This is a genomic window from Nocardia sp. XZ_19_231, from assembly GCF_015355705.1.
Lineage (GTDB): Bacteria > Actinomycetota > Actinomycetes > Mycobacteriales > Mycobacteriaceae > Nocardia > Nocardia salmonicida.
Map to the genome: position 1 here is coordinate 14857 of NZ_JACUZI010000007.1, position 19950 is coordinate 34806.

Genomic DNA, 19950 nt, shown 5'->3' on the forward strand with positions numbered 1-19950 from the left:
ACTCTGCTGTCACGCCAGGGAGTACCGGCACGCACCGTCTTCGAAAGTCGATCCAGCTGATGCCGATTCCCACCCCGCCGACCTACCGCTCCGCTCCTCCGACGCCGAACGGTCATAGCGACGCGTCCAACGGCCCTCGCCCGCATCGGGTTTCGGTCGTCGTGCCGATCTACCGCGGCGAGGACACCATCAGCGCCCTGGTCGGTGAACTGCACAAGCTGAACCAACCGACCGAAACGCCGGGTGGCGTCACGTTCGTCGTCGACGAGGTCGTCCTCGTCCACGATCACGGCCCCGACCACTCCGATGTGGTGCTCCAGGAACTGGAACACATCTTCGACGAGGTTCGCACCGTGTGGTTGAGCCGCAACTTCGGCCAGGACGCGGCGACCATCGCGGGCATGTCGGCGGCGAGCGGTGACTGGATCATCACCATGGATGAAGACGGTCAGCATGATCCCGCCTTCATCGGCCAGTTCCTCGACGCGGCGCTCACCGAGCGGGCCGACCTCGTGTACTCGAAGCCGGTGAACACCCGCCCGCACGGTTTCCTGCGCAACATCACCTCGCGCGGCGCGAAGATCGTCTTGGCGACGCTGTTCGCCTTCCCCGACTCCAGCCGATTCGAGAGCTACCGACTCATCCGCGGTGATATCGGTCGCCAGCTCGCCGGGGTCGCGTCCAACGGTGTGTACCTCGACGTCGCACTCACCTGGGTGGTCGGCACGGTCGCGCAGGTGCCGGTCGAGCTGCGGGCCGAGGGTCGAGACGAGTCCGGGTACAACTACCGTCGACTGTTCTCGCTGTTCTGGAAGATGGTGTTGTGCAGCGGCACCCGTGGGCTGCGGCTGGTCAGCATGCTCGGCGTGACGCTCGCGCTCGGTGGGCTCGTGTTCGCCGCGGTGATCGTCGGCCAGCATCTCACCGGGGACGGTGCGCCCGAAGGGTGGGCGTCGATCATCGTCGTGCTGCTGCTGTGCTCGGGTGCGACCTTGTTCTCGCTCGGGTTGATCGCCGAATACCTCGGCGTCGCGCTGCATGTCCTTGTGGGTAAACCGTTGTACCTCACCGTCGATTCACCGACTCCGCGTCCCGGTCAGCGGGAAGCGACCACCGCGAAGAGAGAGACCGACCGGGTTGAGCAGTGACCGCATCATCTTCAGTCGACCGTTTCGGGCGCGCCAGGAACTGGCCAACCTCGAGGCGGTGCTGAACTCTGATCACAGTCACGGCGACGGCGCGTTCACCGCGTCGGCCACTGCGAAGATCAAGGCCATCACCGAGGCCCCCCACGCGCTGCTGACCACCTCGTGCACCTCCGCGCTCGAAATGGCGGGCCTGCTGCTCGAATTGGGCCCCGACGACGAAGTGATCGTGCCGAGCTTCGCTTTCACCTCGACCGCCACGTCGATGGCATTGCGCGGAGTGACCTGCGTTTTCGCCGATATCGATCTCTCGACCGGCAATCTCGATCCGGCCTCGGTCGCCGCCGCGCTCACGCCGCGCACCAAAGCCGTCGTCGTCATCCACTACGGCGGTGTCGCCGCGGACATGGCCGAGTTGCTCGCGCTCGCGAACACGCACGGCTTCGCGATCATCGAGGACAATGCGCACGGCCTCGGCGGTCGCTGGCGTGGGCAGTCCCTGGGCACCATCGGCACGCTCGGCACGCTGAGCTTCCACGACACCAAGAACGTGCATTGCGGTGAAGGTGGCGCGCTGCTGCTCACCGACGAGATCTTGATGGCACGCGCCGAGATCATCCGGGAGAAGGGCACCGACCGGGCCCGTTTCCTGCGCGGCGCGGTCGATAAATATTCCTGGCAGGACATCGGTTCCAGCTATCTGCCGAGCGAACTCAACGCGGCCGTACTCGACGCGCAGCTCGCGGAGTTCGATGTCATCCAGGCCGGCCGCCATCGGGTGTGGAACGGCTACGCGAGCGCGCTGCCGGACTGGGCCGCGCGCAACGATATACGTCTGATGACGGTCCCCGACGACCGCGAGCACACCGCGCACCTGTACTACCTGCGCACCCCGACCGAGGCCCGACGCGACGACCTGATCAGTCACCTCGGCTCACTCGGGATCTCCGCGCCGTTCCACTACGTACCGCTCGATTCGAGCCCGGCCGGCTTCAAACTCGGCCGGACCCCGAATCCGTGCGTGCGCAGTGCCGAGTTCTCCGGCACGGTCGTTCGGCTCCCGCTGTGGCCCGATCTGAGCGACGCGCAGGTCGCTCGGGTCGTCGACGCGGTCACCGCGTTCACTGTCTGACTCAGACGTCGAGCACGTAGAGCTTCTCCCGACCGCCCGCGATCAACGCGCGGTAGGACACCCGTGACCCGTACCGGCGGAAGAAAGCATCCAGGCTCGGCTCGGTGAACCGGGCTTCCTGAGCGCCGTCGCCCGCGTTGGTGAACCGTCTACCGATCGTGGCGAGCACTCGATTGTCACTGGTCGCGAGGTTGCGCACCGGCTCGGTGATGATCACCTGGGTGCGGGCCGCCGCGAGCATGCGATCGATGACCGGTTCCGGGTCGGGCAGGAAGTGGTAGAGGCTGGCCTGCATGATCAGGTAGTCGGCGGGCGGCAGCGGGTCGTCGGCGTGCACGTTCCAGACATCGCCACGTCCGCCCGCTCTGGCCAGTTCGGCGACGAATCCCTCATTGAGATCGAGCCCGCGATAGTCGACGGATTTTTCCTGCAAATGTTTGGTGAACAGGGTCGCCGGACCGCAACAGACGTCGACGACGCTGGCCCCCACTGGAATCAGGGCGGAAATCGGTTGAAAACGCCCGTCGTAGTGACGTCCGTACAACCCCCGCATCAGGACTTCGTATACGGTTCCGCTGCGATAGATCAGGCTGGTGCTCACGAAAAGATCCTTTGGAACATCGGTGAAACGACTAGCCCACGCGATGTTACGGAAGATTCGGTGTCCCCGCCGACCGAGAGATGGTCGGCGGGGACTCGCTCAGCCCAGCAACCGCGCCGCGTCCGATGCGGTGAGCACCTCGTAGGTCTCGGTTTCCCGGTTGTAGATCCAGGTGCCCGGGCCCGCCTCGGGCAGACCCGCGGCCTGGACCGCCGACGCCGAGGGGCGGAAGCTGGCGCTACGCGGGATCTCGTCGACGACGTAGACCAGGTCGGGACGCTGGGAATCCTCCAGCCCGCGCATTGCCTCGGTGATATCACCCGGTTCGATCCGGAATCCGTGACGCACGCTCAGCGCGGCCGCGGCGATGACCCCGACCGCGGTCTTCAGTCCGAACGCGACCTCCATGTCGACCGGGGTGATGTCGTTGAGCATGTCGACGATCGGCTGGGTGAACACCGGGCCGCGCGCGGTGCGGATCACGGTGTCGCGGCGGTCGACCAGCCAGTAGTCACCGTCACTGTCGCGCCGGAACAGATTCTCCGTCGGCCACCAGGCGTCACCGGCCCGGAATACGCCGCGCAGCCCGCCGTCGGAGATGTCGCCACCGTCGACGGCCTTGCCGAGCAGCAGGCCGGGTTCGTTATCGGCGCAGCGGCGCGCGAATCCGTCGTCGCCGACGAGGATCTGTTCGCTGATCGGGTCGTAGGCGACCAGTTCCACGCGCGCGGTGCCGGGCACGGGCCTGCCTTTGGAGCCGATCTTGGCGCCGGTGACATTCGCCAGCACCACATCACCGTCGATCGAGGCGTAGAACTCGAGCACCCTGGCCGGGACGAACTGTTCGACCGTGCGCCGCCAGAGTCCAGCGGGCATACCGGAGCCGATGAACAAGCGGATCGGGTGGTTGTGGCCCGCGGGGAAGACCTTGGCGTCGAGCAGATCGCGCAGCATGGTCCAGGTGTAGGTGACGACCGTGACGCCGTAGCGATGCACCTCTTCGGCGAAGCGGTTCGGGTCCATGTCCACCGGCCTGGCCAGCGCGATCCGGCTGCCACCGGCGATCGCCCCACCGAGGCTCACCAACAGTCCCGACGAATGATGCAGTGGCGCAAGGCAGTACACGGTGTCGCGGCGGTCGAGATCGGCCGCGCTCGCGGTGCCGAACGCCGACAGCGCCCAGCGATGGTTGGTGATGTACTTCGCCTCGAGGCGGTCGCCGGAGCCGAGCACCAGTACGAACGCGAGTTCGCGCGCCAGACCCGGGTTCGGCCGGTACCACGCGGGCACCCTGACCTTCGCCGGGTCGATCTGCTCCAGGTCGACCACCCGGTCACTGGTGGCCACCGCGAGCGAACGACTGTCGCCGCCGCCGAGCACGAGCACCCTGGCAGCGGTCGCGGCGGCAGAGCGCAGGTTCTCCGGGTCGGTGATCAGCGTCTGCACGCCGGTCAGTTCGATGGCGCGGTCGAGTTCGGCGCCGGGTGCGAGCAGCACCGCGACAGCGCCGATCCGCGACAGCGCGGCCACCGAGGCCAGCGCACTCGGTCGCGTCTCCATCATCACGCCGACCCGCATCGCGGGCCGGATACCGACGGAGATCAGGCCGCGCACCACATTGTCGACGCGCTTCTCGACCGCGGCATTGGTGTGCACCCGGTCGTCGAAAAGCACCAGGTCCTTCTGCGGCGCGCGGGAGGCGTGCTCGCTGAGCAGTTTGCCGAGCGAGATACGGGTGTGCGGCTGGATCATCCCGAGCCGCGTCAGCCGAGGCAGCGCACGCGCGGCCTCGCCCGCCATCTCGATCGATCCTCGAATCGTGTTGCCCGCGATGCCTTCCAGCGCCTTACTGACGCCCGCGCCCGCCTCGGCCAACCCGGCGGCCGTGTGCACCATCCGGGTGGCGGCGGTGCGCGGTGCGTTGCTCGCGACGTGTTCCTGCATGGGCACGATCTGCTCGGGCAACGTGCCGTTGCCGTCCATCCACGTGATCCAGTCGCGCACCGTCGGCCACGTGTGATTGGTGGCCGTCGAACCGGCGACGAGCCCGAAATGGCCTGCCAACAAGCTGGCTTCGTACACCTCGGCATTGGGCGCGGCCCGCACGATGCCACGCACCGCGGCGGGCTGACCGATGTCGTCGACCTCGCCGACGAACGCGAGGATCGGGCACTTCAGCTCGGCGAGCGACACCGGATGGTCGCGAATCACGAAGCCGCCGAGCATCATCCGGTTATGGGCGACGAACTGCTTGAGCAGATCGGCCACCGCCGGGCCCGCATACCCCACCCAGCCGTCGCTGTTGAGGAAGCGGCGCTGACGTTCCTTGGGCAGCAACGCTTCCCGATCGTGCAGTTGCAGCAGGAAGTCGATGCGCGACTTGGCGGTCTTCACCGGGTCGAGCATCTGGAAGCCGATACGCACCATCGACTCGGTGATCGGCAGCCGGTGCATCACATGGTCGGCCAGGAAGTCGGCGACCTCGGAGACCACACCGTAGGGCAACCCGAACGGCATACCGGCGACGATGTCGACGGGACTACCGAAGGTGACGATGGAGGCCACGCCCTTGCCGTAGCGGTAAGCGGTGGTCTGATAGGCGAACATGCCGCCCTGGGAGTACCCCATCAAGTGCACCTGCGCGCCGGTGGCCTCACAGACGGAGTCGATGGCGGAGTTCACCGCGAGTACGTGGTCGGCCAGGTCGCGTTCCCAGCCGCCTTCCTCGGTCGCGGGTGAACCGAAATCGATGACCCAGCAGTCGATTCCGCTGGCGTGCAGGATGCCGACCGCGCCGCCTTCGGCGTTGACGTCCCAGATGTCGGCGTTCACCATCAACGGCGGCACCAGCAGCGCCACCGGACGGCCCGGCGTCGAATCGTCGGGGAAGTAGTGCCGCAGCCGATACATGCGGCGACGCTCGACGACCTCGAAGGGCGAGGACTCGACATCGTGTGACAATCCGCCGAAGCGGATCACCTCCAGCCCGTTCTGCGCGGTAGCCAGCAATCGCTGCACCGAACCGACCACACCTTTTGGACTGATATCCACCGTTCCCACCTGGCCTTACCTGCTTAAAGTGACACACCTCACACACCCCGATGTGCTCATATGAGCTAACCACACCGGACCTCCATTATGTGTCGGCTGTGACAGGCCGCATGTTCCGGCGATTCTGATCACATCCCCCGCTCAACGGCCGATCACGCTGCGGTCACAACTCTCGAACGGTTCGCCGTCACGCCCGAGATCGCCTCGGAACGGATGACCCAGGCACGACAAGGGCCGACTCGCCACGTCGATCAGCCGGCCACCACCGTGTCCGCAATCGCCTCCCACACAACGGATCTCCCGGTCATCACTATGTTTTACCGAATACCCGACGTGCGGCCACTTCGAGCACCTACCATCGTTGACGTCCGGAACGTACTGACACGCATCAGATTTCGTGTAACACCGTTTCAGCAGCCCGGTTATCCGCGCAGGACCATTCGCTTCGAACTGTTACCCACCCTTCAGCCTGTCGCGCATCCCTCGCGAACAGGTCGATCGGCCGTGCCGCTCCCCAGGTGAGGACCAATGCCATGACCGTTGAGCAGCCCTTTCTCACCGCGTACCGGGAGGGCAGCTTCCAGTACCTGATGATCGTCGCCGATAAGGTGGCCAGGTGACCGAACAGCTCGCCGACCCGTCGACCGACCGTGAAGCAATGCCTGTGGAGTTGGTCGACGACGCAGGTGTAGCGATCGGAGCGTGCTCGGTGGCCGATGCTCATCGGCCACCCGGCACGCTCCACCGCGCCTTCTCCGTCCTGCTGTTCGACCGGAACGGGCACGTCCTGCTCCAGCAGCGCGCGGCGGTGAAAACCAGGTTCCCGCTGCAGTGGGCCAACACCTGCTGTGGGCATCCGGCGCCGGGTCAGGTGGTGACGGAGGCGGCGGCGATCCGGTTGCGCGAGGAGTTCGGGATGGCGGCCGAGCTCACCGAGGTCGGTGCGTTCACCTACCGTGCCGGAGACGAGACGACCGGCCGCGTCGAATACGAATACGACCACGTCCTGATCGGTGTCGTCGACGATCCGGCGCCGCGGCCGGACCCGGCCGAGATCGCGCACTGGGCGTGGATCGCTCCGCAGGCCGTGCGTGCCGATCTGGCGGAGAACCCCGGCAAGTTCACGCCATGGCTGGCACAGGTGCTCGAGATCGCCGGACAGGCCCACCGCCCCTGACCGGGCCCGTCCGTGCGATCTCTTTTCGTTCTGCTCCCTATAGCGGCACACCGGTTAGATGCGCATATCTATATCAGTCTATGTTTCTGATTCCTTGGCTAACTCACAGGCTCACCACAGTCCGTGAACAGGCCGCCCGACCAAGCTGGACATCGAACGGTCCACACGACGGCGAGTGAGGTAACGATGGTCGAGGTCGAGATCAACGACGACACGGTGACGGTCAATGTGCTCGGTGGGCATCGCCTACTCGCCCTGCGCCAGCAGGTCGTGATCGACCGCGCCGCGATCACCGAGATCGTCAGCGCCGAGGTGGATCTGCGGCCCCCGTGGGTTCGGGCCCCCGGCACCTTCATTCCCGGCGTAATCGCCGCGGGCGTCTATCGCGGCAAGGGCCGCAAAGAGTTCTGGGACACCACCTTCGGCGGCAGCGCGGTTCGCATCGACCTGGACGGGCCCGATTTCACCCGCCTGGTGGTCGACGTCGACGATCTCGATGCGGTCCTGAACGCACTGGCCACCGAGACCGCCGGCGTCTGAAACGGCCTTCACGAACCGAAGGATTCCAGCACACCCACATAGGTCTTAGCGGGCGGTGTCGCGAACTCTCCCCTACCCGACTTGCGCAGCCCCATCGTCACCAGCGACTGCACGGTCAACGTCGCCGCCGCGACACCGTCGATCACCGGCACCCCGATCTCGTCGCGAATGTGCGCGCACAGATCGGCCATACCCGCGCACCCGAGCACCACAGCGTCGGACCCGTCCTGCGCGACGGCCACCCGACACGCCTCGGTGACTATCTTGCGCGCGTCCGGGTCGGTATCGAGTGCGAGTACCGGTATCTCACACGCGTGGATCCCCCGGCAGAACCTTTGCATCCCATAGTGTTCCGCCAGATCCGCCGCCCGCCCGATGGTGCGGCCCAGCGTCGTGACGACACTGAATCCGCGACCGAGGTGACTCGCGGTGTGCATAGCCGCCTCGGCGATCCCGATCACCGGCCCCGCGGCCAGTTCCCGTGCCGCGTCCAATCCCGGATCGCCGAAGCAGGCGATGACATACCCGTCCACGCCGTCGGCCTCGCCCTGCCGGATCGCGGCGAGCAGGCCGGGCACGCTCATCGCTTCGTCGTAGTGGCTCTCGATCGAGGTGGGCCCGATCTCGGAGGTGACCGCGTCGAGCAGTGTGCCCCGGCCCGCGACGGCCAGCGCACACTGCTCGATCGTGTCGGTCATCGCCCGCGTGGTGTTCGGGTTGACGACCCTGATGCGCATCAGACACCGACCTCCTCGGCAGCGGCCGCGCGCCTGGCGCCGGTCAGCAGGTAGTAGACGACGAAGCCGACGCCGCAGCCGATGAACCAGCTGTACTGGGCGGCGGTGTGCATGCCGGGCAGGCTGTTGGCCAGCACCGGGAACACCGCGACAGCGGCGGCGACGGCGGTGGCGATGACCGCGGCCGGGTGGTAACCCTTCGTGTAGTAGTAGGCCCCGGCCTCCGACATCGTGAACAGATCGTCGACGATCACCTTCTGCTTGCGCACCAGGTAGTAATCGCAGATCAGTACCCCGAACAGCGGTCCGATGAAGGCGCCGAGCACCTCGAGGGTGTAGTGGATGACGTCAGGGTTGTTGTACAGATTCCAGGGCGTGATCAGCACCGAACCGACCGCCGCGATCATGCCGCCCGCCCGCCAGCTGATCCGCTGCGGACTCACATTCGAGAAATCGAAAGCCGGTGAGATGAAATTGGCGACGATATTGATCCCGATAGTGGCGATGGTGAAGGTGAGTGCGCCGAGCACGATCGCGAAGGTGGAATCGATCTCGGCGACGGTGGCGACGGGATCGGTGATGAGTTCGCCGTACACCGGCAATGTCAGGGAGGCGGTGACCACGACCAGCACCGAGAAGACCAGGAAATTCACCGGAAGCCCGAGGAAGTTGCCTTTCTTCACCGCGGCGAAACTCTTGCCGTACCGGGAGAAGTCGCCGAAGTTGAGCATCGGACCCGAGAAATACGACACGACGAGAGCGATCGCGCCGAGCATCACCGGCACCGAGGCCCAGCCGGTGTATTTCACATCGCCGAGGTTCAGGTCGATGGCACTCCAGCCCGCCTTCGCGATGAGGTAGCCGCAGAGCAGGAACATCACGACATACACAGCGGGACCGCAGAAGTCGATGAACTTGCGGATCGATTCCATGCCGCGCCAGAACACGCACGCCTGCACCACCCACAGCAGCAGGAAGCTGCCCCAGCCCAGGGCCGACAGGCCGAGGAACCCGTAGTCGGCGGTGACGGCGTAGGGCGCCAATCCTGGAAACAGTTTCACCAGAACGACATCCAAGGCCGCCGACGCGAGGAACGTCTGAATGCCGTACCAGGCCACCGCGATCAACCCGCGGATGATCGCGGGGATGTTCGCGCCGAGCACGCCGAACGCGCTGCGGCAGATCACCGGATAGGGCACACCGGTCATCTGACTCGGTTTCGCCACCAGATTGCAGAAGAAGTACACGATGGTGATGCCGAGGAGCAGCGCGACGAGCACCTGCCAACTGGCCAGACCGAGCGCGAAAAGGCTTCCCGCCGTGACATATCCGCCGACGCTGTGCACGTCCGACATCCAGAACGCGAAGATGTTGTAAGTGCCCCAACTCTGCTTGCGCAGCGGCGCGAGATCATCGTTGGTCAGCCGCGGATCATAGGTGGGAGGTTCGCCGGCGGGAACCGCCGAGGACGTAAGAGTGTCGGTCATGGTCGTTCCCGTCCGAAAGGGTATATCTGCTGAACTGACGGTAAGTATCAGCAGTTGCCCTGCGGTTTCCCGGGAATTTCGCGCCTATTGCACCGAAGATATATCTTCGGGCGCGAGCAGTCCGGTATCGGTCGGCAGGGTCGCGACCACCGTTTCCAGCCTCCGGTGGTGCTCCTCGGCGGCCGCGAGCAGGCGGTCGATATCGCGCGCGAGGAACGCGTCGAGCATGGCGATATGGTCGATGTGCAGGCGCTCGCGGTCGAGCCGGTCGATATGGACCATCGACTGCACCGGCTCGGTGACATTCCACGCCGCTTCGAGCATGTGCAGCAGCCGGAACATCCGCGACGGCCGCGTCAGCGCCACGTGGAAGCTGCGGGACTGCCGCTGGTACGCCTCGGGATCGTCGTCGAGGATGGCGCGTTCGAGTAGGTCGTTCACCGCGAGCAGGTGCGCGCGTTCGGGCTCGTCGGCGTGCATCGCGGCCGCGGCGAGCGACGCCGTCTCCAACGTGTCACGCACGATGTACATTTCGCGCAGTTCACGGGCGGTGAGCTGGGCCACCTGGTAACCGCGCTGCGGGCGGTGGGTGACCAGCCCCTCCCCGATCAGCGTCTTGAGCGCCTCACGGACCGGGATATGACTCACCCCGAACAGCTCGGCGACTTCACGCAGCGGGATCACGGTGCACGGCGGTACGGCGCCGTCGAGGATCACCCGGCGCAGTTCGCCGAGGATCACCCGCGGTCGGCCTGGCTCATCGACCACAAGCCTTGCGAGCAGCGCCGATCGTCGTCTCGAGGACATGCGAACATGCTATGGCCGGTGTATTGCGCGCGGACTGCCCGATGTGACAGTTGGGAAACGATCACCGTACCGACCGGTCCCTAGTGCGAAATGGCATGCTCGGGTGATGGGAGTTACCACAACACAGTCGGTGGATCGCCGTTTCGTCCGCTTGGTCGCCGTCTTCGACCATCTGTTCCGCAAACCCTCACACGGTGGTGGCGCGCTGTGTGTCTATCTGCACGGCGAGCCGGTGGTGGATGTGTGGGCGGGCTATGCGAGCCCGGGTGTGCCGTGGACGGCGGAGTCGGTGGCGTTGGGTTTCTCCACCGGAAAAGGCGTGGCCTCCACGGTGATCCACCAGTTGGCCGATCGCGGACAGCTCGACTACGACAGTCCCGTCGCCGAGTACTGGCCGGAGTTCGCCGCCGCGGGCAAGGCCGACATCACCGTGCGTGATGTGCTCACCCACCGCGCCGGCCTGCACCGTCTGCGCGGACTGCTGCCCGGCCCGATCGAGAGTTTCCTCGATGACGAAGCCGTCACCGCCGCCCTGGCCGCGGCCGCTCCCGACCCTCGGCACCGGATCACCAGCGGCTATCACGGAATCAGCTACGGGCATTTGGCCGCCGAGATCGTCCAGCGGGTCACGGGCCGCGATTTCGTCGATGTGGTGCGCACCGAGCTCGCCGAACCCCTCGACGCCGAAGAACTCTGGTTTCGGGTGCCGCACGACCAGCGCCACCGGATCGCCACCACCTTCCCGCGCCTGCGCGCCGCTGGCATGGACTGGGACACCGGCTCCGACCTGCTCACCCGCACCCGCTTCAGCGCCGCCGCCGAAACCACCCCGCGCGGTTTCGCCGACCTGATCGTCGATGCGCGCGTGCATGATTCGGTGATGCCCGGGGTGAACGGCGTCTTCTCCGCACGCGCCCTTGCCCGCCTCTACGCCGCCCTCGCCAACGGCGGCGAGCTCGAGGGCACCCGCATCCTGTCCCCCGACTCGATTCCGCGCTTCGCCACCCGACAGGTCTTCACCCCCGACTACGTCCTGGCGTTTCGTATCCCGTGGGCCCTCGGCTTCCACGGCGTCCCCATGAAACCCTCCAAGGCCGACCCCATCTCCGCCTTCGGCCATTTCGGCCTCGGCGGCTCCGGCGCCTTCGCCGACCCCGAGACCGGTCTGTCTCTCGCCTTCGTCACCAACCGTCTCGGCGGCAGACTCACCCCGTTGGGCGATGCCCGCCTCACCCGCCTCGGCACCATCGCTCACAACATCGCCAAGACCGAACTACACACCTGACACTGCCCGGTTCCGAGCCGGGCCCGGAACCTACGCCTCGCACCGGCCGGGCCTGGCACTATGTGGCGGATGGAGACCGTTGGGCTGGAGCGGATCGAGGAAGCTGCGCGACTGTTGGAGCCGGTGATCCGGCGGACGCCGACCGTGGGATCGCGGGTGTTGTCGGAGCGGGCGGGCACGCAGGTGCTGCTCAAATGCGAGAACTTGCAGCGGACCGGGTCGTTCAAGCCGCGCGGGGCCTACAACCGGATCGCCAATCTTCCCGCGGCGGATCGGGCGCGGGGTGTGGTGGCGGCCAGCGCGGGCAACCACGCGCAAGGCGTGGCGTGGGCGGCGAGCGAGCTCGGGATCGCCTCGACGGTGTTCATGCCGGTCGGGGCCTCGCTGCCGAAGCTGGTCGCTACGCGCGCCTACGGCGCCGACGTGCATCTGGTGGGTGACACGATCGATGAATCCTTGGTCGCCGCACAGGAATTCGCCGATCGGACCGGCGCTACCCTGATCCATCCCTTCGACCATCCCGACATCGTCGCCGGTCAGGCGACGGTCGCGCTGGAAATTCTCGAACAGGTTCCCGAGGTGGGCACGGTCGTCGTGCCGACCGGTGGTGGTGGGCTGCTCGCGGGTGTCGCGGTGGCATTGCACGCGTTGGCGCCGGATGTCCGGGTGATCGGCGTGCAGGCGGCCGAGGCGGCGGCGTGGCCGGATTCGCTGGCGGCGGGCCGACCGGTTCGCGTGCCGCGGATGTCGACGATGGCCGACGGTATCGCGGTCGGGCTACCCGGCGCGGTGCCTTTCGTCCATGTCGCCGAGCTGGTGTCCGAGATCGTCACCGTCGACGAGGACGCCCTGTCGAGAGCCCTGCTGCTCTGCCTCGAACGGGCCAAACTCGTTGTCGAACCCGCGGGTGCGGCGGGCGTCGCCGCCTTGCTCACCTCCGCGCTCGAGGATCTGACCGGCCCGGTGGTGACCATCGTGTCGGGCGGAAACATCGACCCGCTGTTGCTCACTCGCGTGATCGGCCACGGTCTCAGCGCCGCGGGCCGCTACATGGCCATGCACGTCACGATCGACGACCGTCCGGGTGCCCTGTCGGCGTTGCTCGCCGTGGTCGGGCGCGCGGGCGCGAGCGTGGTCGACGTCGTGCACTCACGGACGGGTCCGTGGCTGGCCGTCGACGAGGTCGAAGTGTCACTCACCGTGGAAACCCGCGGTGCCACACACCGCGACGACGTCCTGGACGCGCTGCGTGCCGCAGGTTTCCGCGTCCACGCGGAGCTCTAGGAACCCGGCGCGCCCCACCGCGTTTCCGGCAACCACAAGCGCACGCTAGCCGCAGCCCTCGGGCGCCCGGTCCGGAGGCCAGCGGTCGGTGATCAATTCGGTCATCTGGTCCACCCAGGTGTCGTCGAGGGCGGCGTCGTGGCGGATGAGGATGCGGAAGATCGCGGTACCCGCTACGACTTCGGCGAGCATGGGGAGTTGATCATCGGCACGGCGTTCGTGGCCGAAGCGGGATTCGAAGGCGGCGAGGTCGCCGGCCAGTCGGTCGATCATCATTTTGTGCACTTCGGGGGCGGCGACGGTGTCCGCGATCAATCCCGGTAGCGCCGAGCGCACCTCGGGGCTGTCGAACATCGTGCGGACCGTCTCGACCAGTGCCCGGATGTCCGCGCGGATATCGCCGCCCGAAACATCCGGTGGTGCAATGACTTCGGCGGACAGCACGGCCTCGTGGACGAGCTGCGCCTTGTTCGACCATCGCCGGTAGATGGCGGCCGTGGTCGTCCCGGCGCGCGCGGCGATCGCCGACAGCGACAGCGCGGGGTAACCCGTGTCGAGAATCAGCTCTCTGGTGGCCGCGATGATCGCGGCATCGATCCGGCTGTCGCGCGGACGCCCCGGGGCGGATGGCGCAGACCTCTTGCCTTCGCTGACGCCTTCTGTTGTCATGATCACAGCATAATTCCAATACGGCATGCATCATATTTGAGGGAGACCTGTGAATCTGAGCCCGCTCGACGAGTACCCGCTGCATCAGGTGCCCGCGCCCCTCACCTGGCCGGCCGCCTCCGATCGGAACTTCTACGATCGGTCCTACTTCAACGTGCTCGACCGAGACGGACGCTTCATGGCGCTCACCGGGATCGGCTATTACCCGCGCCTCGGGGTCAAGGACGCCTACTTCGTCGTCCGCCGGGGTGACACCCAGACCGCGGTGCGGCTGAGCGACGCCATCGACGACGACCGCCTGCACCAACACGTCAACGGCTACCGGATCGATGTCGTCGAACCCTTGCAGGAGCTACACCTGACCTTGGCCGAGACCGAGGGCATCGCCGCGGATCTGACCTGGCGCGGGTTGTTCCCCGCCGCTCTGGAGCGGCCGCACGAGATGCTGACCGAGCGGCGAGTGACGTTGCAGGCGTGCCGCTTCGCCCAGGTCGGTACGTGGGAGGGCTGGATCGAGGTCGACGGCGAACGGTTGACGGTCGAGCACGACACCAGTGTGGCGAGCCGTGATCGCTCGTGGGGCATCCGCCCGATCGGCGCGCCCGAACCCGCCGGTCGCCCGGATGCCGCGTTCCGCGGCATGTGGTGGCTCTATCTGCCGCTCGCGTTCGACGACTACCAGCTGTTCCTGATCCTGCAAGAGGATCCCGATGGTCACCGCAGCCTCTACGACTGCACCCGCCGCTGGCGCGACGGTCGTGTCGAGCAGCTCGACGGTGTGCGCGCGACCATCCGCTACCAGCCCGGAACGCGGATCCCGACGGGCGCGCACGTCGAGTTCATGAACCGGGCGGGTGATCGGATCCAACTCGACGTCGAATCGAAGTTGTTCGCGCCCATCGCGTTCGGCTCGGGTTACGGCGGCGACTCCTCGTGGGCACACGGCACCTGGAAGGACGGACCGTTCGCGGAACGCGTCAGCTACGACATGACGGATCCGGAGGTCATGGCCAGAGCGCCGTTCAGTCTCATCGACCACGTGGGCCGGGCGGTGTGCACGGAAGCCGACGGGCAGACGCGCGAGGGCGCGGGCCTGTTCGAGCACGGCGTGATCGGACCGCACCATCCGTCGGGTTTCTCCGACTGGACCGACGTGGCGAAATAGGCACGGTGCCATGAAGATCATGACAGCGCTCTACGGGCCGACGGATGCGGTCGAACGCGCGACCGTGCTCCGGGAGGCAGGCGCATCCGGGGTATTCACCTTCGAAGGACCGTTCGACGTGTTCACGCCGCTGGTGCTCGCATCGGCGGTCAAGGGGCTCGACGTGATGTCCAACGTCGCGATCGCGCTGCCCCGCAATCCGATTCAGCTGGCACACCAGGCCAACGATCTGCAACTGCTCACCGAGGGGCGGTTCATCCTGGGCCTGGGCACGCAGGTGCGCGCGCAGATCGAGAAGCGCTACGGGGCCGAGTTCGACCGCCCGGTCGCGCGGATGAAGGAAATGGTGGGGGCGTTGCGCGCGATCTTCGCCACCTGGAACGACGGTGCGCGACTGGACTTTCGAGGTGAGTACTACCGACACACCCTGATGACGCCGACCTTCGTCCCGGGGCCGAACCCGTACGGTCCGCCACCGATCTACCTCGGTGCGCTCGGGCCGCGGTTGACCGCAGCCACCGCGGAGGTGGCCGACGGTCTGCTGGTGATGCCGTTCGGGACGAAACGGTTCCTGCACGAGACGACGTTGCCTGCCGTGCGGGCCGGTCTGTCGGCCGCCGGACGCTCCGAGGACGACTTCGAGGTCGTGCCGGAGATCATCGTCTCGGTCGGTGACGACCACGCCTCGACCCGGATGCTGTTGGCGTTCTACGGTTCCACCCCCGCCTACCGGCCGGTGCTCGACGCCCACGGCTGGGGTGATCTGCAGCCGGAACTCAACGCGATGTCCAAGCAGGGACGGTGGCGGGAGATGGCCGCCCTGATCGACGACGACATCCTCCACACCATCGCCGCGTGCGGCACTCCGGCCGAGGTGGCCGCGCATATTCGCGATCGGGTCGACGGTGTGTCGGACCGGCTCTGCCTCTATCAGCCGGGGCCCATCGCCGTCGACGCGCTCGCCGAGATCGTGGACGCGCTGAAAGGATCTACATGTCACTGACAACGATCGAATTCGACCAGGTCGTCGACGACAGCTACGGCGGCAAGGCGGCCGGGCTGGCCGAGCTGCGCCGTCTCGGACTCGCTGTGCCGGTCGGATTCGTCATCGCCGACGCTTCCGCACAGGGCGGCATCGACGCTGTGACGGAGCGGTTCTCGGAGCTGGCCGCCGGCGCGACTTCCGTGGCCGTCCGTTCCTCCGCGGTCGGGGAGGACGGGGACGACCAGTCCTTCGCCGGCCAGTACGACACTGTGCTCGGTGTCGACTCCGTCGATGCCTTCGCCGCAGCCGTGCGCGAGTGCGTCGCGTCCGTGCATTCCCGGCGAGTCGCGTCCTATAGCGAAAAAGCTCCCGCCACTATGCATCTGGTGGTGCAGCAGATGGTCGACGCGCGTGCCGCGGGCGTGGTGTTCACCGCGGATCCGGCAACCGGCCGACGCGACCTCATGGTGATCGACGCCGTCGCGGGGCTCGGCGAAGCGCTCGTCGACGGTACGGCATCGTCGGACCACCTCGTCCTCGATTCCCACGGCGACACCGCCGTGTGCGAGGTCGGCGCGGCTCCCGTCTTGTCGCCGACGGAGATCGCGGAGATTCGGTCCGATGCGCTGCGCGCCGCGCGGCACTGGGGCAGGCCGATGGACCTCGAGTGGGCGATCGACCGCTCCGGCACACTGTGGTGGCTGCAGGCCCGACCGATCACCACCCTGCCCGGCGACCTCAACGAGATGGATTCGCCGCTCGCGGGGGCCGACCACGTGTACACACGCTGCAACATCGGTGAAATGATGCCGGGGGCCTTCTGCCCGTTGACCGCCTCGGTGTCGGGCTATGCCATCGACTACGCGATGCAGATGACGCAGGTGGTGGCGCGGGCGCAGCCGAGGTACGAGCGGCCGTGGCTGCAGGTCGGCTACTTCTACGGGCACATGTTCCTGAACCTGACCGAGGGCACGGCGCTGAGCTCGGGCCTGCTCGGCAACTCGCTGGAGCAGTTCTCCACGTCGATCTGCGGGCGGGTGGTCGAGGAGCTGAAGGCCGCACCGCCGAAACCGTTCGCCCGCAGACTCGTCAATACGATCCGGCTGAGCACGTACGCGTTGTCCGCCGGGCCTGCGATCCGCCGCCTGGACGACAAGATCGCCGGATTTCGGATTCCGACCGGCGACGACCCGCGAGAAATACTGCGCCAGTTGGAGTTCGGTGTCGAAGAGTATTGCGACATCACGCTGACTCATGTGCGGTCCTCGTCCCGCGCGGCTGTTGCGGCCAACATCCTCGAGAGCGTGCTGACCAGACAGGCGGTCGAGAACGGACTCGACGCGGACGAGGGTCGTGCCGAGGCGACCCGGCTGATGGCCGGCGCGTCCGATGTCGAAAGCGCGCTCATGGTGGAGGAGCTCGACGCGGTGGTACGAACCATCGCCGCCGATCACGCGGCCGCCGAGAGGTTCCTCGCGGCGGAGCCGGCCGACGCGGTGATCGAGCTGCGGACGGCGAGCAACCCCGGCGGCGAGGCGTTGCGACAGTTCTCGGCTCGGCACGGTCACCGCGGGTACCGCGAGCTGTGCATGCGTGATCCGTCCTGGGCCGAAGACCCCGGCGGCCTGGGAGCGATGATGCAGGTCATGCTGCGCTCCGCACTGGATCCGGCCCACCGCGCACCGCTGCTCGCGCCCGAGGCGACGCCCGGATCGGCGACCATCAGGTTTCTCGCCCGGCTGGCGCAGGGCGGCGCCCGCGGACGCGAGAAGACGAAATCGAAGATGGCGCTGATGGCGCATGCGCTGAAGCTGGGCTACCGCCACCTGGGAGCGGTGCTGGCCGAGTCGGGGCGACTGCCCGATGCCGACCTCATCTTCTTCTTCGACCGTGCCGAGTTGGCTCGCGTCGCCGGCGCGGATGACATCGCCGACCTCGTGCAGCGCGCGCTGCAGCGCCGAGAAGCACTGACGTACCAGAACTCCCTCGAGTTCGACGACGTGTCGGTGGGCAGGCCGGCCCCACTACTCGCCCCGCCGCCGCACGCGATCACCGACGACCAGATCGTGGGCAGGCCTGCAAGCCGGGGCAGCGTCGAAGGTGTTGTGCGCGTGGCGAAGTCGATCGTCGACGCGCGAGAAGTGCGGCCCGGCGAGATCCTGGTCGCCCCGGTCACCGACGTGGGGTGGACGCCGTACTTCACCGTTATCGGCGCGCTGGTCACCGACATCGGCAGCTCGGTATCGCACGGCGCCGTGGTGGCGCGCGAATACGGTCTCCCGTGCGTGGTCAACACCTTGGTGGCCACGAAGGTGCTGCGCACCGGAGACCGGGTTCGGGTAGACGGGGACCGAGGTCTGGTCACCCGGCTCGGACCGCCCTGACGCCAGGCCTGCGACCTGCCGATCAGCTCAACCAGGCGCGGGCGTCGTCGGCGGTCTTGCGGACCTCGTCGAGCTGTTCGGCCACGCGCACACCGGCGGTGCCACCACGCGCGTTACGCGAAGCGATCGAGCCCTGAACCGTGAGTACCTCGCGCACACCGGCGGTGAGCGCGGGGTCGACGGCGGCGAACTCTTCGTCGGTCAGCTCGTCGAGACCGACACCGCGCGCCTCGGCGACGCGCACACACGCACCGGCTGCCTCGTGGGCGACACGGAACGGAACACCTTGGCGCACCATCCATTCCGCGATATCGGTGGCGAGGGTGAACCCGGCGGGTGCGAGTTCGGCCATGCGGTCGGTGTGGAAGGTCAGGGTGCCGACCAGACCCGCGATGGCGGGCAGGAGCAGTTCGAGCTGGGCGACCGAGTCGAAGACCGGCTCTTTGTCTTCCTGCAGGTCCCGGTTGTACGCCAGCGGTTGGGCTTTCAAGGTGGCGAGCAGGCCGGTCAGGTTGCCGATCAGGCGGCCCGCCTTGCCGCGGGTGAGCTCCGAGACATCCGGGTTCTTCTTCTGCGGCATGATCGATGAACCGGTGGACCAGGCGTCGGCCAGGGTCGCGTAACCGAATTCCGGTGTGCTCCAGATGATGACCTCTTCGGCCATCCGGCTCAGATCGACACCGATCATGGCCAGCACGAACGCCGCCTCGGCGGCGAAGTCACGCGAGGAGGTGGCGTCGATCGAATTGGCCGCGGAGGCAGTGAAATCCAGCTCTGCGGCGATCTGCTCGGGATCGAGGCCGAGCGAGGAACCGGCCAGCGCGCCCGAACCGTAGGGGGAGATGGCGGCGCGCTTGTCGAAATCACGCAGACGTTCCAGATCACGCAGCAGCGGATGCGCGTGGGCGAGCAGGTGATGCGCGAGGAGCACCGGCTGGGCAGCCTGCAGGTGGGTCTTGCCCGGCATCACGGCGTCGGGATGAGCGGCGGCCTGGGCGACGAGCGCGTCGACCACGTCGAGCACACCGGCCGCGACGCGACGCACACCGTCGCGCAGCCACATCCGGAACAGGGTCGCCACCTGGTCGTTGCGCGAACGACCGGCCCGCAGCCGACCACCGAGTTCGGTGCCGACCCGCTCGATCAACCCGCGCTCGAGCGCGCCGTGCACGTCCTCGTCGGAGTCGGCGGGGCCGTAGGCGCCCGAGGCGACGTCGGCGGCGAGCGCGTCCAGACCGGCCAGCATGGCGGGCAGGTCGTCGTCGGCGAGCAGCCCGGCCTTGTGCAGCACACGGGCATGCGCCTTGGAGGCGCGGATGTCATAGGGAGCCAGCACCCAGTCGAAGTGGGTCGACTTACTCAACGCCGCCATCGCCTCGGCCGGACCGGAAGCGAATCGCCCACCCCAGAGCGCACCTTCGTTGGTTCCAACGTGGGTCATCGTGCGCCTCCTGTGTGTCGACAGCAATCGGGCAACCACAATCGAGCCTAGGGTGCCAAC

At 67.1% G+C, this 19950-nt stretch carries 16 protein-coding genes; 9 read left to right on the forward strand and 7 right to left on the reverse strand.

Annotated features, from left to right (window positions below; genetic code table 11):
- Positions 1-59 precede the first annotated feature (59 nt).
- Together IBJ82_RS26995 and rffA are read left to right on the forward strand one after the other, a co-directional pair.
- Positions 60-1148, forward strand: a complete 1089-nt coding sequence (locus IBJ82_RS26995; RefSeq protein ID WP_194828810.1) for a glycosyltransferase — start codon at positions 60-62, stop codon at positions 1146-1148.
- Positions 1138-2277 (forward strand): dTDP-4-amino-4,6-dideoxygalactose transaminase, encoded by a 1140-nt coding sequence (gene rffA / locus IBJ82_RS27000; protein WP_194828811.1) that lies wholly within the window; start codon positions 1138-1140, stop codon positions 2275-2277. Before IBJ82_RS26995 ends, rffA begins: the two co-directional genes overlap by 11 nt.
- Before the next feature lies 1 nt (position 2278).
- On the opposite strand, the gene IBJ82_RS27005 is transcribed toward rffA, so the two are convergent.
- Together IBJ82_RS27005 and IBJ82_RS27010 are read right to left on the reverse strand one after the other, a co-directional pair.
- Positions 2279-2878 carry a methionine biosynthesis protein MetW gene (locus IBJ82_RS27005; protein WP_194828812.1) on the reverse strand — a complete coding sequence of 200 codons (600 nt, stop codon included), beginning with the start codon at positions 2876-2878 and terminating at the stop codon, positions 2279-2281.
- Between the two features lie 99 nt (positions 2879-2977).
- Positions 2978-5929, reverse strand: a complete 2952-nt coding sequence (locus tag IBJ82_RS27010; protein ID WP_194828813.1) for an AMP-binding protein — start codon at positions 5927-5929, stop codon at positions 2978-2980.
- 616 nt (positions 5930-6545) lie between these two features.
- Between IBJ82_RS27010 and idi the strand changes: the two genes are divergently transcribed.
- Together idi and IBJ82_RS27025 are read left to right on the forward strand one after the other, a co-directional pair.
- A complete protein-coding gene (idi, locus tag IBJ82_RS27020) occupies positions 6546-7106 on the forward strand; it encodes an isopentenyl-diphosphate Delta-isomerase (RefSeq protein WP_370585497.1) in 561 nt (186 codons plus the stop codon).
- 186 nt (positions 7107-7292) lie between these two features.
- A complete protein-coding gene (locus IBJ82_RS27025) occupies positions 7293-7646 on the forward strand; it encodes a hypothetical protein (RefSeq protein WP_056824299.1) in 354 nt (117 codons plus the stop codon).
- Positions 7647-7654: 8 nt separating this feature from the next.
- Here the strand turns inward: IBJ82_RS27025 and IBJ82_RS27030 are convergent, their stop codons facing one another.
- The 3 genes from IBJ82_RS27030 to IBJ82_RS27040 all read right to left on the reverse strand — a co-directional run bounded on the left by IBJ82_RS27030 (position 7655) and on the right by IBJ82_RS27040 (position 10677).
- Positions 7655-8383: an aspartate/glutamate racemase family protein gene (locus IBJ82_RS27030; protein WP_194828814.1), complete on the reverse strand. Its 729-nt coding sequence runs from the start codon at positions 8381-8383 to the stop codon at positions 7655-7657.
- Complete coding sequence (locus IBJ82_RS27035) at positions 8383-9870, reverse strand: NCS1 family nucleobase:cation symporter-1 (RefSeq protein ID WP_194828815.1); 1488 nt, start codon at positions 9868-9870, stop codon at positions 8383-8385. Before IBJ82_RS27035 ends, IBJ82_RS27030 begins: the two co-directional genes overlap by 1 nt.
- Before the next feature lie 84 nt (positions 9871-9954).
- Positions 9955-10677 carry a GntR family transcriptional regulator gene (locus IBJ82_RS27040; protein ID WP_194828816.1) on the reverse strand — a complete coding sequence of 241 codons (723 nt, stop codon included), beginning with the start codon at positions 10675-10677 and terminating at the stop codon, positions 9955-9957.
- Positions 10678-10783: 106 nt separating this feature from the next.
- Between IBJ82_RS27040 and IBJ82_RS27045 the strand changes: the two genes are divergently transcribed.
- Both IBJ82_RS27045 and ilvA read left to right on the forward strand, forming a co-directional pair.
- Positions 10784-11962 (forward strand): serine hydrolase domain-containing protein, encoded by a 1179-nt coding sequence (locus IBJ82_RS27045; protein WP_194828817.1) that lies wholly within the window; start codon positions 10784-10786, stop codon positions 11960-11962.
- Between the two features lie 60 nt (positions 11963-12022).
- Positions 12023-13246 (forward strand): threonine ammonia-lyase, encoded by a 1224-nt coding sequence (gene ilvA / locus IBJ82_RS27050; protein WP_194828818.1) that lies wholly within the window; start codon positions 12023-12025, stop codon positions 13244-13246.
- Positions 13247-13291: 45 nt separating this feature from the next.
- On the opposite strand, the gene IBJ82_RS27055 is transcribed toward ilvA, so the two are convergent.
- Positions 13292-13915 (reverse strand): TetR-like C-terminal domain-containing protein, encoded by a 624-nt coding sequence (locus tag IBJ82_RS27055; protein WP_194828819.1) that lies wholly within the window; start codon positions 13913-13915, stop codon positions 13292-13294.
- Between the two features lie 49 nt (positions 13916-13964).
- Between IBJ82_RS27055 and IBJ82_RS27060 the strand changes: the two genes are divergently transcribed.
- Genes IBJ82_RS27060 through IBJ82_RS27070 form a run of 3 tightly spaced genes read left to right on the forward strand, consistent with a single transcriptional unit; the run spans position 13965 to position 18449 of the window.
- Positions 13965-15080, forward strand: a complete 1116-nt coding sequence (locus IBJ82_RS27060; protein ID WP_194828820.1) for a hypothetical protein — start codon at positions 13965-13967, stop codon at positions 15078-15080.
- Positions 15081-15090: 10 nt separating this feature from the next.
- Positions 15091-16083 (forward strand): TIGR03617 family F420-dependent LLM class oxidoreductase, encoded by a 993-nt coding sequence (locus tag IBJ82_RS27065; protein WP_194828821.1) that lies wholly within the window; start codon positions 15091-15093, stop codon positions 16081-16083.
- Entirely contained in the window at positions 16074-18449 is a 2376-nt protein-coding gene (locus tag IBJ82_RS27070; RefSeq protein ID WP_194828822.1) for a PEP/pyruvate-binding domain-containing protein, read from the forward strand. Before IBJ82_RS27065 ends, IBJ82_RS27070 begins: the two co-directional genes overlap by 10 nt.
- 22 nt (positions 18450-18471) lie before the next feature.
- On the opposite strand, the gene argH is transcribed toward IBJ82_RS27070, so the two are convergent.
- Positions 18472-19890, reverse strand: coding sequence for an argininosuccinate lyase (gene argH / locus IBJ82_RS27075; RefSeq protein WP_194828823.1), 1419 nt, complete (start codon positions 19888-19890; stop codon positions 18472-18474).
- Positions 19891-19950 lie beyond the last annotated feature (60 nt).